Origin of the sequence: Rhizobium sp. 9140, from assembly GCF_900067135.1 — a bacterium.
GTDB lineage: Bacteria > Pseudomonadota > Alphaproteobacteria > Rhizobiales > Rhizobiaceae > Ferranicluibacter.
The window spans coordinates 79,201-94,137 of the sequence record NZ_FJUR01000003.1; the positions used below are offsets into that span (position 1 = coordinate 79,201).

The window sequence follows — 14,937 nt, forward strand, 5'->3', positions numbered from 1 at the left end:
TTGCACCTCTAAAAACGCCGCCACGGCGTAGACGTGGGCAGGTAGTGATGCCGGTAGCGCAAATGCCGCACGTAGACATGACGCATGAGGGGATCGGATTTTGCCATCATGCGCAGTGCGCCGACGATCACGAACCAGATGGCGATGCCGAACAGCGCTGAATACAGGGTGAGCACGACGAAGATCAGGATGATCGCCACCAGCCCTGTGAAAAGCAGGAGCTCTCGGTCTGCCCCCATCAGCAGATTCGGTCGTGAAAGAGCGCGGTGAATGCGATTGCGTTGGAGAGCGGAATGCGGCTCACCCATTGGCCCCCTCCCCTCTTGCAACGGACATCGGCTGGGAAACGGTCCCTGGCAAACTTGTGGCAGTGATGCCGATCGACGCGCCGGTCGCACCGAACAGTCCGACAATCGTCGTCGCCCCCAGCAGGATACCGGCGACCAGTACGATGTAGACGAGGCGTCGCGCGAAATCGTTGAGCTCGCCGCCGAAGATCAGCATTCCGCCGGCGATCGCCATGGCGGCGAGGGCAATTGCTCCTGCGACTGGCCCAGTGATGGATTCCTGAATCTGTTCAAGCGGCCCCTCCCAGGGGAGACTTCCACCGGAACTGGCGAGGGCGGGCGCGGCAACGGCTGTGCAAAACAACGCAGCGAGCAGTCCGAGGCGAAAGGAGCGATTATGCAGCATGAATGTCCTCATCAATTTGAGCGTAATGTTCGGTCTGGTAGCGGCTACCGCTGAAGCCCTCGACATTGATGACTTCTCGTACCCGTCTCCCCCTCCCCGCGCGCTCGATCGAGATGACAAGATCAACGGCCTCGCCGATCACAGCCTGCATCGGCTGCTGACTGACCTCGGCGGTCAGTTGCTCTAGGCGACGCAGGGCGGACATGGCGGTATTGGAGTGGACGGTGGTGACGCCACCGGGATGGCCCGTATTCCAGGCTTTCAGCAGCGTCAGTGCGGCGCCATCGCGGACTTCGCCAACGATGATGCGGTCGGGACGGAGGCGCATGGTGCTCTTGAGCAACCGCGCCATATCGATCGTGTCACTGGTATGCAGGCACACTGCATTCTCTGCCGCACACCTGATTTCCGCAGTATCTTCAAGAATGACCATGCGGTCATCCGGTGCTGAAGCTATGATTTCGGCAATCACGGCATTGGCCAGTGTCGTTTTGCCCGAACCCGTTCCCCCGGCGATCACGATGTTTAGCCGGTTCGCAATCGCGCTCCTAATCACTGTAGCTTGTGCCTCCGTCATCACCTTGTCAGCGATGTAGTCGTCGAGTGGAATTAGCCTGGAGGCTCTTCGCCTGATCGTGAAGGTTGGCGACGCTACGATTGGAGGCAGCAGTCCTTCAAAGCGGTGCCCTCCAATAGGGAGCTCGCCGGAGATGATCGGCCGTCCGTCGTCCGCCTCGGATTGGAGAGCGTGTGCGACGGAGCCAATGATTGTTTCCGCAGCTGTCGCAGCCATCTCACCCGCAGGCGCAATACCCTGCCCTAACCGCTCGATGAAAACTTTGCCGTCCGGGTTGAGCATGATCTCGACGACCCCAGGGTCGTCGAGGGCAATACATAGACGATCGCCCAGTGCTTCTTGAAGCTTGCGCACAAGGCGGGAATGCGACTGAAGCATTGCAGCTTTCTCCTCGCTGATTGATTTGCGGGAGAAAAAAGCGGGACGGCACCAAGCTGTCCACGTACAAATTTGTACCTCGCGATTCTCTGTCGTTTCCTGCACGGTGGCGCAAGTTGGAGAGACGGCCTGTCGGCGTCTTGGATATTTCCGAACAGATTGTGAGGGAAAGAAATTTTGGGCGGGAATTTATACTAGGCTAAAACTCTGGAAACGTTGAAAAAAAGGCGCGAACAGTTTGTTGCATCAAAGTGCGTTAAGGTTTTGTTAACCCTATTTCTCTTGCGGACAGACGGGAATCATGCGCTATCTTCAGACGGCAATAGCGCGTCTGACGCTGATAAACCGTCTTGAACCTGAGGCTAAAGTGAACGTGATCGACAGGCACATCAGTAGGGCAGCAACGTCCGCACATATTACGCAGCGCGCGGAAGCTCTATCCGCGAGACTCCGTGCGGTCGGTGAACGCGCCTTTCCCCCGACCGCGCAGAAGTCGCTTCGGTCGTTCACCTCTGGGGAGGTAGCCGAGATCGTTGGTGTTTCGGATGGCTACCTGCGCCAACTCTCCCTAGATGGCCTCGGCCCGGCACCTGATATCGGGACCGGTGGCCGACGCTCCTATACACTTGAACAAATCAATGGCTTGCGGCAGTACCTCGCCGAGGCACGCCCTAAGGAAGCGGCGCGTTTCTGGCCCCGTCGCCGGGAGGGTGAAAAACTTCAAATCATCACAGTCGCCAACTTTAAGGGTGGCTCGGCCAAGACCACGACATCTCTATATCTCGCGCAGGGTCTGGCGCTCCAGGGTTATCGAGCCCTTGCCATAGATCTTGATCCCCAGGCCTCGCTCTCCGCGATGTTTGGTTATCAGCCGGAATTCGATGTTGCGGAGAATACCACGATATACGGCGCCATCCGGTATGATGACCAGCGTGTGGCGATGAAAGATGTGATCCGCAAGACCTACTTCACGGGCATCAGCATCGTTCCCGGCAATCTGGAGCTGATGGAGTTTGAGCATCAGACCCCGCGATTTATGCTCCAAAACCGAGGACGGCCAGAAGATTTGTTTTTCAGGCGTGTTGCAAGCGCCATTGATCAGGTCAAAGACGAGTACGACATTGTCGTTGTTGACTGCCCTCCTCAGCTTGGCTTCCTCACCATGGGTGCTCTGAATGCAGCGACAGGAATGATTGTCACCGTCCACCCACAAATGGTGGACGTAGCTTCCATGAGCCAATTTCTCCTAATGACCTCCGATCTTGTCTCCGTAATCGAAGAGGCGGGAGGTAAGCTCGACTATGATTTTCTGAGGTTCCTTGTGACCCGCCATGATCCCCGAGATGTACCTGAACAGGAAATCGTCGGTTTACTTCGGGATGTATTCGGTACCGATGTGATGGCTGCGGCAGCATGGAAATCGACCGCAATTGCTAATGCCGGTTTGACCAAGCAATCTCTTTACGAGTTGTCGCGTGGTGCGGTCGGTCGATCGACCTATGATCGAGCGATGGAATCCATTAGTGCAGTGAATCACGAAGCTGTCGGCCTAATCAATGAAGTGTGGGGTAGATGATGGTGCTCCACTCTCAAAAGAATCAATCGCTTAACTTGTTGTCAGCTGACGACGTGATGTCGTCGGTGCTAGTAGTTAAACGTTCTGATTGGGGAAATGATAGATGAGCAAACGAACTCAGTCAGTCCGCAATCTCTTTGCCGCAGGGCCTGATGAGGCGCCGACCGCTGACACACGTCAACCAATGCAGCGCGTAGCGTCAGGAGCGGTTCGGTCGTTGAAGGACACTTTTTCGGAAGTTGAGAGGGACTACGAAGAACTCAAGCAAAAAGTTGCTGACGGCGCTCTTCCGATTGACCTCGATCCGTCTCTTATCGACCCATCCCCTTTCGCCGATCGTTTTGCGGATCAGGATGCTTCGGCTGTCGAAGCTCTCAAAGCCTCTTTCCTTGAGCACGGGCAAGAAATACCAATTCTAGTACGGGCTCATCCCACTGAGATTGGCCGTTATCAGATTTCTTATGGCCATCGTCGCGTACGAGCTGCCACTGAGCTTGGTCTTAAGGTCAAGGCTTACGTGCGCGAACTTAGTGACGATCGCCTTGTTGTCGCACAAGGCATTGAAAATTCAGCCCGTGAAGATCTTACCTTTATAGAGCGTTCAATGTTCGCGCTGAAACTCGAGGAAGGCGGGTTTGAGCGGACCCTCATTCAAACCGCTTTGTCGGTTGATCGGCAGGAAGCATCCAAGCTCATCAACGTAGGCCGCGCTGTTCCAGGTTGGCTGGCCGAAGCGATCGGCCGGGCTCCGAAGATAGGTCGGCCGCGGTGGCAAGAGCTTGCTGACGGTCTGAAAAATGTACGAGCGGAAAGCAAAGCGCGTAAGGCTACAACTGACAAGTCGTTTGGTCACAAGACTTCGGATGATCGCTTTATCGCGGTTCTTCGCGCGATAAAGGCGATCGATAGACCGAGCGCGGAAAAGACGCCGGTACTTTCCGCAAAGTCTGCCGAGGGTACTCAGATCGCTACCCTCGCGGTCTCCGGCAGGGTTTGTAAAATTGAGATTGATAGAGATCGGGACGAGGCGTTTGCCAAGTTCGTGATGGATCGAATTCCTGATCTTTACGAGAACTTCCGGCAGACCGAGCCCGGATCCGAAGGTTAGAAAAGGAAGAAACCGCAAAAGAAAAAGGCCCCCAAACGTTGCCGTCGTGGAAGCCTCTCTCATTGGTCTAAGCAGCCTGAGAATCGCATTTCCATGAATCCCAGTCAATAGTCTTTGGCACCGATTTGGTGAGCTGATTCCCTTTGCCGATCGAAAGGTGAAAGAAAAATGCAAAGTGGAAGTGTAACGACGCCATTCGGGCGGCGGCCGATGACGCTTGCCTTGGTCAGGGCCCAATTCCAGACAGCGGACATTCGCAAGGGAAAAGTTGCGGACAAGTGGAAAGTATACCGTGACGCCTGCGAAGCGCGCGCGCTACTTGGCCTGCGCGATAGGGCGCTTGCTGTGCTCAACGCTCTCCTGTCGTTTTATCCAGAGACGGACCTCAGCGAAGATGCGAACCTTGTGGTCTTTCCGTCTAATGCTCAACTGAGCGCACGAGCGAACGGCATCGCGGGCACGACACTGAGAGAGAACTTGGCTGTATTGGTGGGTGCCGGGCTGATAAATCGTAACGACAGCCCCAATGGTAAACGCTACGTGAGACGTGGCAAGGACGGCGAGGTGGAGACAGCATATGGGTTCAGTCTTGCCCCCTTGCTTGCGAGGGCGGAAGAACTCGCTCTCATGGCGCAGCGGGTGGCCGATGAGGCACGACGCTTCAAGGTAGTTAAGGAGCGGACGACTATCGCGCGCAGGGACGTGCGTAAGCTTATCGCGGCTGCTGTTGAAGATGGTGCGCCTGGCGACTGGGCGACGATGGAGACAATCTACATCGGGGCCGTAGCAAGGCTTAGGACCGCCAAGTCGATTGAGGCCGTTGAATCCATCCTGGACGAACTAGTACTCTTGCGCGAAGACGTGCTCAGCATATTGGAAAGCAACATCTTTTCACAAAAAACCGCTACCAATGACAACGGAATCCGTCAGCACATACAGAATTCAAATACCGAATCTATAAATGAATTTGAACCTAGCTCCGAAAAAGAGCGGGGCGAGAGACCGATGTTAAAATCAGACCGACTGGCCGAGCCGCTAAAGAGTTTCCCTATTGGTTTGGTGATGCGAGCATGCCCTGAAATTGCGGCCTATGCGCCTGGAGGCCAGGTCCAGAGTTGGAGGGACTTGATGTCCGCCGCAGTCGTGGTTCGGTCGACCTTGGGAGTAAGCGCTTCAGCTTATCAGGATGCTTGCGAGGCAATGGGCGCCGAGAATGCGGCCGTCGCGATGGCAGCGATACTTGAGCGAGCTGGGCACATCAATTCCGCTGGTGGCTATCTCCGCGATCTCACCTCCAGAACGCGCCGCGGTGAATTTTCGCTCGGCCCGATGATAATGGCGCTTTTGAAAGCGAACTCTGGCGGGGCTATAAGTGCATGATGTCCCCGATATCAGGAGCTTTAGGAAGCCGTCGATTGTAGTCAGCTGACAACAAACTAACCCCCTGTTGCAGCTAAGGTTTCTTAATCACCTGCGAGGTCCAGATCAGGACTCAAAACAGAAGTTTGCAACTGAAATAGACGAACGTATTCCGAAATCAGTACTAGTGGTCCTCCTTTCCGCCGCGCGGTAGAGTAGTTAGAAGCTTCAGCCTTGCTTTGGGAAACAGCGCGGCGAGTTGCGGCTTGAGCATGACGTTCGTTTACCAGCTCGTTTTCCTAACGCCACGGAAATACAGCTTCAGTGAACATGCTGCCATCACCGTACGGAGGACGACGGTGCCCTCATAATAATCGCGTAGCCCGGCCGCTCCGACGCGTTGCGTTGTTGTAGTAGCTTGACGCCTGCTGTACCGATCGGTGGCGCGACTGCTCCATCGCCTCCGGCAAAGGAACGCCTCGGTTTGCGGCTTCGGTCAAATAGCCCGACCGTAACCCGTACGCGGAAAACTCCCCCGCCTCCAGCCCGGCCATCGTCGCCCGCTGTTTGACAATATCGTTGATCGCCTTCGGATCGAGCGCCCGACGGGAAACATTCCCCCAGCGATCAATCGCCGGAAACACACTGCCACTTTCAATCTTGGCGGCAACAAGCCAAGCGTTCAGGGCATCAACCGGCCGGCCGGTCAGGTAGACAACCTCATCGCTGTCGCCGCTGCTGGTCTTTGTGCGGCCTAGATGGATTGACAGCGAGAGCAGGGGAGCCCCGCCCTCAACCGCGATCGGCGGCTCAGCCGTCAACTGTTCTCTGCGCAGCCCGGCAATCTCGCTGCGACGGCGCCCACCCGACGCAAAGCCAACCATCAGGATGGCCCGATCACGGAGGTCACGAAGGCTTTCGCCGGCACAAGTGGCCAGCATTTTTGCCATGATGTCGCCGGTGACCGACTTGGCGCTCTTGCGGCGGCGTTGGCGTGGCACGGCACGAACGGCGAGCCGGATCGCGGACTTGAGGGCAGGTGAGGCGAAAGCGCCGTCGAGACCGCGCCACTTAGTCAGTGTCGACCAGTGGGCCAGACGCCGGCGCACGGTATCGGGCGCGTGCGGCCCGGTTGATCGGAGAAAGCCGACATCTCGAAGGGCCTGGTCAACCTCAGCCGGCATGCCATGGTCCGGATCGGTTTCGCGCCTCGCTGGGTCCCAGAGGTGATGGGCGACAAACTTGAGGAGCAGCGCCTCGGGCGCCGGCCAGGGAAGGGCGCCGCCAGTCGCGGCATGCGACCAGGCTTCGAGATAACCGAGATCGGAGGTCAATGCCCGCAGCGTATTCTCACCCATACCTTCGTTGATCAGATGACGCAGGGTCTCCACGTCCTGGTCGGTCAGGATTTCGGCAAGCTTGTCACGTCGGTCGATCGGCAGCACCGACGCGATGGTGTCGAGCTGTTCGGCGCGGTTTAAAACATTCTGGGTGACAGACGATACCCACAAGGTCTTTTTCGTCATGGGACATGTCCAATGCTAAACGTGCGTTTGCAAAACTTACGGAAAGCACGTATATTCCGGAACAAAGGAGTTCTGCCATGACCTCGACCGTGACAGCAGCAGCCGTTTCCAAGAATTTTGGCGCCTATCAGGATGCCGCAGTCCGCGAGCCGGTGATTATCACCAAGAACGGCCGGCCGCGCACGGTTCTGATCGCCTATGAGGACTATCTGCGTCTGGCCAAACGCGACCGTCGCGTGGATCTCACCACGGCGATGAGTGACGATGAACTTGCCGTCATTGAAGCGTCGCAGATGGAGCCGGGTCTCGATCAGCTCAACGCCGAACTGCTGACGGGCAAACATGCTGCCGACTGAACCAGAAGTCGGTTGGGTCTTTCGTTATTCCTATCTCTGGCATTGGCAGCATCTCGAAGGCCGGGAGGAGGGCGACAAGGACCGTCCGGCGCTGGTGTTGGCGATTGTCGCGGCCCTGGACGATGGCACGCCCGCAGTCCGTGTCCTGCCGACAACGCACTCGCCGCCCTCTGATCCGAGTGAAGCGATCGAAATCCCGCCGGCGACAAAACGGCGTCTTGGACTGGACGACGAACGATCCTGGATTATCCTGACGGAAAGCAACCGGTTTGTCTGGTTGGGACCGGATGTCCGGCCCGTTGACAGCGAAACAGGCTACCTTGGCCCTTTGCCACCGGCATTGTTCAACGGGATCAAGCGCCGCTTTGTCGAACTGGCGCGCGGCAAGCGTCATCGCGCCACGGCCCGCAGCGAGTAGCGGATTAGCTGCGGTCGCGCACCTTGGCTGGCCGCGTCTTTGATCCGCAATATCGAGCAAAATGGGTCCTTTGTGACCGTCCTTGCGCCCAATTTTACTTGTCGATTGGCCCGATTGAGCGGAATACATTTCGTTGTAATAATATCTCTTTTGATCGTCGAAGTTCACCGGAATCTTCCCGGTCGGCAGGAATGCCAATACCGACCATTGCGGCCTTCGCTAAAATTTTACGAAAAATTTAGGTTAATTGACGGTTTCCATATTGGGCCGTTCCATTGCAACCGCAGATCAGTAAGTTAGGTGGCATCAGCCTTTGCCATGAAACTTCTGGAGCGTTGCGCATGACCATGCTTGCCACAAGTAACAATTCGCATGCGGATGGCCTTCCGTGGCACTCGCAGGCGAGCGCCGTGGCAACTGGTACACGGATGGTTGGCCCCGACATTCTGCGCTCACTGGCGATCTTGCTGGTGATGCTCGTCCACTTGCCGCTGAACGCCACCCCCGGCGTATTGGTGACTGTCCGCGAGTATGGTTGGCTCGGCGTTGATATCTTCTTTGTGCTCAGCGGCTACCTGATCGGCACGCAACTGTTCAAGGAAGTTACGCGCACGGGAGCAGTTGATTTCAAATCGTTTTATCTCCGCCGTGCGTTCCGCATCTTCCCGGCCTTCTTCGTGGTCCTTGGCATTTACGCCTTAGTTCCAGTCCTTCGCGACAATCCGGCGATGCAGCCTCTCTGGAAATTCGCGACCTTCACGGTCAATCTCGGGTTCGATCCGAGGGAGGGCAACGCTTTTTCTCAGGCATGGACACTTGCCGTCGAAGAGCAGTTCTATCTCGTCCTGCCTTTGCTGGTTCTCCTCCTATATAAGCGCATTGGAACGGGATGGGTGCTTGCCCTCGCAGGACTGCTGATGCTCGTTGGTGTGGTGCTGCGTTACGCGATCTGGGATATCCAGGTTGGCACCCTTGTCGCAGAAGGCCAGTTCCGCCCCGCCTTTGCAACATACCTCCGAGATGTCTACTACCCAACATATACCCGTCTCGATGGCCTGCTGTTCGGCGTGGTGCTTGCGAGCGCCCGCTTCTTTAAGCCAGAACTTTACAGGCAGTATCTGTCGCCGAAGGTCACGATACCCTCAGGTCTGATCTTTGTGATCTTAGCGCTCATCTGCTTTAGTGATCGGGGACCTCTTGCAGGACAAGGCATATTTCCGGTGTTTCAGGCGCCACTCGGCGCGGTCGCGGGCTTTCCGCTGATCTCGATCGGCATTGCACTTCTGTTCTGCGCCATGCTCGATCTTGAGCACATTCTAAGCCGCTGGCCCGTTCCAGGTGCAGCTCTCGTAGCGACTCTCTCCTACAGCCTTTACCTGACGCACAAGTCCGTCTTTCACGTCACGCGCCTGGTTGTCGGAGAGGAGAATCTGCAAGGCAGCTTTGGCTTTGTTGTCTACCTGATCGCAAGCTTTGTTGTCGCAGTCGTTCTCTGGTTTTTCGTAGAGCGAACATTCCTGCATCTTCGGGATAAAATGCTGTCGTCGTCGCAATAAACCTCGTGCTTACTTGATCGCGAAACTCTAAATGCAGCCCCACCAGACTCGAAATGCGACGGCGGACGGGCATCCTGACGTAAGTCGCATGAAGCGCGTGCTGGCGGTCATCTGCGGCGGAAATGCCCGAAAATAAGGAGATCAGAGGAGGGGAAGAGCACGAAGGCCTGTATGAGGGAAAAGGCTATGGAGGAATCTATGCTCATCGGCAGGGGAGGGCTTGCTACGGATGGCTCGCATTACAGCGACGCTTCCGCTGAACCTCGCCGAAATCTGCCCGAAAGGTCGGAAAACCAAGCGTTTCCGGTCATCCAGGCCGACTGACACGCTGATTTGCGGGGAGAAATCAATCACCTCCGATAAGCATTACTTATCGGAGGTGAGCCACCGCGGGCACATTAATGAGAAGTACGGAACCGTATTGGCCCTATAGCTTTCGCTTAACGAATCATTTACCATAGATTCAATGCCTTACGATCTTGCCAAATTATCCATCCAGAGCCTGCTGCGGCCGATCTCCGAGGCCGCCGTCTGTGGTTTTTAGCTCCCGATTTCAATTGAAACGCTAAGCGAGAATTCCGACATCAAAATCTCCCCTTACAATTTCACGCGGAGGAGGGGAGGGGGCCAGCTAAAGCCCTGAAGCCTTGGTCAAATTCACGCGGAACCGATCACGTCGTCTCTGATATCTGCGGGTCATCTCCGCGGAAGCATGGCCAAGCTGTTTTTGGACGTAGCGTTCGTCGACCTCGGCCGAGGAGGCAAGGCCAGCGCGAAGGGAATGACCGGAGAACTTGAAGGCGCGCTCGATCTCGCTGAGATCGCCGCGAACGCCTGCGGCCATTGCGGCCCGCTTCACAAGCCGCGCCACCTCTTTGTCGTTCAGACGCTCCGAGCCAACAGCCTTCCCTTGCCCCGTGACGCGGCGAAAGAGGGGGCCATGGGCCAGCTTGGCGAACTTGATCCAGGTCTCGATCGCGGCGACTGGACACGTCGCATCAGACGAGCCACGACCCACCTCGACCTCTCGCCACCCAGTCTTGCCGCGCAGGGTGACAAGCATGCCCTTGTCGAGGATCTCAATCCAGCCTCGGCCGTCCTCAGTCTGATCTGCCTTTAGATCGAGGCCGACAATTTCGGAACGACGGAGGCCGCCGGCAAAACCGATGAGCAACATGGCACGATCGCGCAGGCCGCGCAGCGAACCGCGGTCGAGCGTCTCGACCATGGCGATGATATCTTCGGCCATGACCGCCTCCTTCTGCACCGGCGGCCTGGCATGGCTGTTGCGGATCCCGGCCATAACGGTGGCGATGTGCCTGTCTTTACGATCAAGCGAGAGCGCGCGCTGGGCATAATTCCAGGATAGCGAGGAGAGTCGTCGTTCGATGGTTGAGACGGAGTTGGCCTTGGCGCCCCGTTCAGCTGTGCCGGAAGCGCAGGCGGTGATGTAGAGCCCGACGGTTTGCGGGTGTGGCGGGAGCGGAGCCAGATTGGACCGCCGACACCAAGCGGCAAAATGCTTCCAGTCCGAAGCGTAAGCCTTGCGGGTATTGGCGGAGCTGGCGGCTTCGACATAACCCCGGGCGCGATCAGCAAGGCTTGCGAGATGGGCGGGCGTCTGGTCCTGAACGGCGAGAGAGGGGAGGGGGCTGTCGCCCGACACCTCCGGCGCGGAAACATCACCGCCGGAGGCTGTGCTGAGAGACGGCGCTGAGGTCTCCTCGACGTGAATTTCGCTGTTCTGCTCGATGATTTGGGCCATTTCTCTATAATGAGCATTATGTCCGATAATGCAAGATTATCGGACGTTTTTATGTGACGACGGGCACGGCGGTTTATATAGTTCTGTGTTGTCAAAAGCGCCGTTTGAAGTTAGCGTGTGACATGGCTTCACGACCCCGTACCTTACCCGATTTGCCACCGACCTTCCCACCCGTGCCGGACTGGGCGCGCGCCGCCGGCGCCCGCCAAGCCGCCGGAGACGCCGAGCTTTTCGCCGGTGCTGCGCTTGGCAGCATTCACCAGATCGCCCGTGGCCACCATCCCCTGGGCCAGCTTTGGCGCCAGCGTCTGGCGCTTCAATCGGCGGAAGCGGTCGTCCGCCTGCAGGGCCGCACGGAAGATGCGGCGGCGCTGCGCGATCATCTCTACCTGACCCGGCCCGGCGACGATCCCGGTCCCGCCGGCCGGATCCTGCAGGCCTGGCGGGCGCTGGGACGGGGATCGTCACTTGGGCCAGTATCACTCAACGCCGAATGGCTGGTGATCTTCGCCGATCTGTTGTCGCTCACTATCGACGCACCGGCGCAGGAGGCCATCGACAATGCCCTGGCGGCGAGCGTCGGAACCAGGAACCCGATCGAGGCGGCGAGCGCGACGGTCGCAACCAGCCTGACTCTGCGTCCTGACAGCCGCCCGCTGGCGCTCTGGCTCGCCGATGCGGTACTTGCCCGGCGTCTGAACTGGCCAGTTCCCGTGCCGCTGCTGGCCGCGCATCTGAAGCGGGATGACTTGCGTTTCGCCGGCGGTCCGCGTGCCGATCCGCAACGGTGGCAGACCGCCTGTGCCTTTGCCTACGGGCGAGGGGCGACAGCGGCTTTCGATCTCTACGCTGATCTGGCACGGCGCGCGCACCGACTGCTGGCCCTGGCACCGCAATTGCGCAGCAAGGATGCCGACGCCATGGTGGCGATCCTGATCAGCGAAGATGCACAGGCAGCTCAGACCGGCCGGACAGTAAGCGACCGCTCGAGCCGGCGCCTGTTCGAGCGGCTGGTTGCACTCGGAGGCGTGCGCGAACTGACGGGACGTCCGACGTTCCGGCTTTATGGATTGTAACCCACACCACCTTGGATAAGGGAGGGAACTGCGATGAAGAAACTGTCAACGGCGGAGTAAAATCCTGCCACGCGGCGGCGCAAAAGTCGGCCACTTGTGGCGCGCGCATGAGACCGCCGGGAGGGCTTAGGCCCGAGCGGGGGTCTCATGCGCGCGTTGCGATTTTCGAAGGGCGTCAGCCGGCCTTTCGGGCGCGGCTTTGGGCGAGACGATAGCTGTCGCCGTTCATCTCGAGGATGCTGACGTGATGGGTGATGCGGTCGAGCAAAGCGCCGGTCAGGCGCTCGGACCCCAAGGTTTCCGTCCATTCGTCAAAAGGAAGGTTGCTGGTGATCAGGGTCGCGCCTCGCTCGTATCGTTGCGAGATCAGCTCGAACAGCAATTCCGCGCCGGTCTTTGACAGCGGCACGAAGCCCAGTTCATCGATGATCAACAGCTGGTAGGCGGCCATCTGCTTCTGGAACCGGATGAGACGCCGCTCGTCGCGCGCCTCCATCATCTCGCTGACCAGTGCGGCCGCTGTCGTGAACCCAACGGACAGGCCCTTCTGGCAGGCGGCCAGGCCGAGGCCGAGCGCCACATGGGTCTTGCCCGTGCCGCTGGGGCCGAGAGCGATAACGTTCTCCCTGCGCTCGATCCATTCGCAGCGCGCCAGTTCCAGCACCTGCATCCTGTTCAGCTTTGGGATGGCGGCGAAGTCGAAACTGTCGAGGCTTTTGACGACCGGGAACCTGGCCGCCTTGATGCGACGCTCGACCTTGCGACGGTCCCGTTCGATCATCTCCCGCTCGGCAAGCCGGGTGAGGTATCCGACATGATCGACGCCTTCGGTGGCGCACAGCCGGGCCAGCTTCTGGTACTCGCGCTGGAAACTCGGCAGCTTCAGGGTTTTGAGATAATGGGTGAGAAGGATCTCGGGTGCTTGGGTGTTCATGCGACTTCTCCCGCATCCGACGACAGGAGACGCATATACGCCTTCGCCGATGTCGTCTCGACCGTCGCCCTCGGCAAATACGGGTAGATGGACAGGTCCAGTCTGGGCGGCCGGCGTTCCACCCGGCACAGGATCAGATGCTTGACGGCGTCAAAGCCAATGGCGCCAAGCTGGATCGCCTGCTTCACCGCCGCATGCAGATCGGCGAGTTCGAAGCTCTCCAGCAGGCGGAGGACCTGCACGTACTCACGCCGGCCGTGTTTGGCCATGCGGCCTTCCATCAACCGGCGCAGCGTAGCGAACTCTTGCGGCAAGTCCCAGCCCTGGAGGGGCGCTGCCTGATCCAGCGAATTGATCTTCTGCTCGATCAGCGGCAGGTAATGGACAGGATCGAAGACGACGTCTTCCCGTTCCCAGCACCGAGGATGGCGGGCGATGATCTCGCCACGGCCACCAATGACCACTTCGTTGACATAGCCGCGCACCCACACATCCTGATGGCCATAGGCGACCGGGACGGAATAGTCGTTGGTCTTGTAGCGCACCAGCGACTGCGCCGTCACCTTGGCACTTGCCTGGTCGCAGGCATCAAATGGCGAGGCTGGCAAGGCGCGCATGGCAGCCAGATCGCGCCGCAAGCGCTCGCCGATCGTCTCGCTCTCGCCGCGCAGCCTGTCGCGCTGGCGCTTCCGGCACTGCTCCTCCAGAAAGGTGTTGAACGCCTCCCATGTCGCAAACTGCGGGATCGGTACCATGAAGTTGCGCCGGGCATAGCCGACGAGACCCTCGACGTTCCCCTTGTCGTTGCCCTTGCCGGGACGGCCATAGCGATCCCGGATAAGGTAGTGGGACAGGAAGCCGCTGAACAACGTCGCGCGCTTGCGGGTGCCGTCAGGCAAAATCTTCGCCACCAGGCAACGGTCGTTGTCGTAGACGATCGATTGCGGCACGGCGCCGAAGAAAGCGAACGCATGGACATGGCCATCGACCCAGGCCTCGGCCACTGCCGCCGGATAGGCCCGCACGTAGCAGCCGTCGCTGTGCGGAAGGTCGAGCACGAAGAAATGCGCCTTCTGCTCGACACCGCCGATGACCACCATCGCCTCACCGAAATCGGCCTGCGCATGGCCGGGCGGATGCGACAGCGGCACGAACACTTCCTGGCGGCGCTGATCCCGCTCGCGCATGTAATCCTTGATGATCGTATAGCCGCCAGTGAACCCGCATTCGTCTCGAAGCCGGTCAAACACCCGCTTGGCCGTATGGCGCTGCTTGCGCGGCACTTGTCTGTCTTCGTCCAGCCAGTGATCGATCGTCGAGACAAACGCATCCAGCTTGGGCCGCCGGATCGGTGATTGTCGCTGATAGCCAGGTGGCGTCGAATAGGACAGCATCTTGGAAACGCTGTCGCGCGATATGTTGAAATGCTTTGCAGCCTGACGCCGGCTCATGCCTTCCGAGCAAGCCAGTCGAACCTTCAGATATAATTCCACGGTATAGATCCCCAGGCCCTCCTGCGCTCATTGCAGAAGAGAAATAGGTGGCCGACTTTTACGCCGCCCGAAGCGGGACAATCCCGCCGCTACCGTGGTCTAATTTTGCACCGCCGCTCTCA

14 protein-coding genes are annotated in these 14,937 nt (G+C 58.5%); 7 read left to right on the forward strand and 7 right to left on the reverse strand.

Annotated elements, in window-relative coordinates; translation table 11 throughout:
• Positions 1–8: 8 nt before the first annotated feature.
• From GA0004734_RS23275 to trbB, 3 genes are read right to left on the reverse strand one after another with little or no spacing between them, the layout of a single operon-like run.
• Positions 9–308, reverse strand: a complete 300-nt coding sequence (locus GA0004734_RS23275) for a conjugal transfer protein TrbD (RefSeq protein WP_092938396.1) — start codon at positions 306–308, stop codon at positions 9–11.
• The gene (locus GA0004734_RS23280; protein WP_092938398.1) at positions 301–693 is read right to left on the reverse strand and encodes a TrbC/VirB2 family protein; all 393 of its coding nucleotides are present in this window, start codon (positions 691–693) and stop codon (positions 301–303) included. Before GA0004734_RS23280 ends, GA0004734_RS23275 begins: the two co-directional genes overlap by 8 nt.
• Complete coding sequence (trbB, locus tag GA0004734_RS23285; RefSeq protein ID WP_092938400.1) at positions 683–1,648, reverse strand: P-type conjugative transfer ATPase TrbB; 966 nt, start codon at positions 1,646–1,648, stop codon at positions 683–685. The genes GA0004734_RS23280 and trbB overlap by 11 nt, the downstream gene beginning before the upstream one ends.
• Positions 1,649–2,024: 376 nt before the next feature.
• On the opposite strand from trbB, the gene repA reads away from it, so the two are divergent.
• The 3 genes from repA to repC all read left to right on the forward strand — a co-directional run bounded on the left by repA (position 2,025) and on the right by repC (position 5,712).
• Complete coding sequence (repA, locus tag GA0004734_RS23290) at positions 2,025–3,224, forward strand: plasmid partitioning protein RepA (RefSeq protein ID WP_245292616.1); 1,200 nt, start codon at positions 2,025–2,027, stop codon at positions 3,222–3,224.
• Positions 3,225–3,327: 103 nt separating this feature from the next.
• Positions 3,328–4,332 carry a plasmid partitioning protein RepB gene (gene repB, locus GA0004734_RS23295; RefSeq protein WP_092938404.1) on the forward strand — a complete coding sequence of 335 codons (1,005 nt, stop codon included), beginning with the start codon at positions 3,328–3,330 and terminating at the stop codon, positions 4,330–4,332.
• A 168-nt stretch (positions 4,333–4,500) separates the two neighbouring features.
• Positions 4,501–5,712, forward strand: coding sequence for a plasmid replication protein RepC (gene repC / locus GA0004734_RS23300; protein WP_092938406.1), 1,212 nt, complete (start codon positions 4,501–4,503; stop codon positions 5,710–5,712).
• Positions 5,713–6,056: 344 nt separating this feature from the next.
• Here the strand turns inward: repC and GA0004734_RS23305 are convergent, their stop codons facing one another.
• Complete coding sequence (locus tag GA0004734_RS23305; RefSeq protein ID WP_092938408.1) at positions 6,057–7,217, reverse strand: site-specific integrase; 1,161 nt, start codon at positions 7,215–7,217, stop codon at positions 6,057–6,059.
• A 77-nt stretch (positions 7,218–7,294) separates the two neighbouring features.
• On the opposite strand from GA0004734_RS23305, the gene GA0004734_RS23310 reads away from it, so the two are divergent.
• The 3 genes from GA0004734_RS23310 to GA0004734_RS23320 all read left to right on the forward strand — a co-directional run bounded on the left by GA0004734_RS23310 (position 7,295) and on the right by GA0004734_RS23320 (position 9,547).
• A complete protein-coding gene (locus GA0004734_RS23310; RefSeq protein ID WP_092938409.1) occupies positions 7,295–7,573 on the forward strand; it encodes a type II toxin-antitoxin system Phd/YefM family antitoxin in 279 nt (92 codons plus the stop codon).
• Entirely contained in the window at positions 7,560–7,991 is a 432-nt protein-coding gene (locus tag GA0004734_RS23315; protein WP_092938411.1) for a plasmid maintenance toxin (PemK-like), read from the forward strand. Before GA0004734_RS23310 ends, GA0004734_RS23315 begins: the two co-directional genes overlap by 14 nt.
• A 341-nt stretch (positions 7,992–8,332) precedes the next feature.
• Positions 8,333–9,547, forward strand: a complete 1,215-nt coding sequence (locus GA0004734_RS23320; protein ID WP_092938413.1) for an acyltransferase family protein — start codon at positions 8,333–8,335, stop codon at positions 9,545–9,547.
• 631 nt (positions 9,548–10,178) lie between these two features.
• Here the strand turns inward: GA0004734_RS23320 and GA0004734_RS23325 are convergent.
• Entirely contained in the window at positions 10,179–11,312 is a 1,134-nt protein-coding gene (locus GA0004734_RS23325) for a site-specific integrase (RefSeq protein WP_092938415.1), read from the reverse strand.
• A 122-nt stretch (positions 11,313–11,434) separates the two neighbouring features.
• On the opposite strand from GA0004734_RS23325, the gene GA0004734_RS23330 reads away from it, so the two are divergent.
• Positions 11,435–12,388, forward strand: coding sequence for a DUF1403 family protein (locus GA0004734_RS23330; RefSeq protein ID WP_080823909.1), 954 nt, complete (start codon positions 11,435–11,437; stop codon positions 12,386–12,388).
• 175 nt (positions 12,389–12,563) lie between these two features.
• On the opposite strand, the gene istB is transcribed toward GA0004734_RS23330, so the two are convergent.
• Together istB and istA are read right to left on the reverse strand one after the other, a co-directional pair.
• Entirely contained in the window at positions 12,564–13,322 is a 759-nt protein-coding gene (gene istB, locus GA0004734_RS23335) for an IS21-like element helper ATPase IstB (protein WP_092930036.1), read from the reverse strand.
• The gene (gene istA / locus GA0004734_RS23340) at positions 13,319–14,815 is read right to left on the reverse strand and encodes an IS21 family transposase (protein WP_139056207.1); all 1,497 of its coding nucleotides are present in this window, start codon (positions 14,813–14,815) and stop codon (positions 13,319–13,321) included. Before istA ends, istB begins: the two co-directional genes overlap by 4 nt.
• Positions 14,816–14,937: the final 122 nt, after the last annotated feature.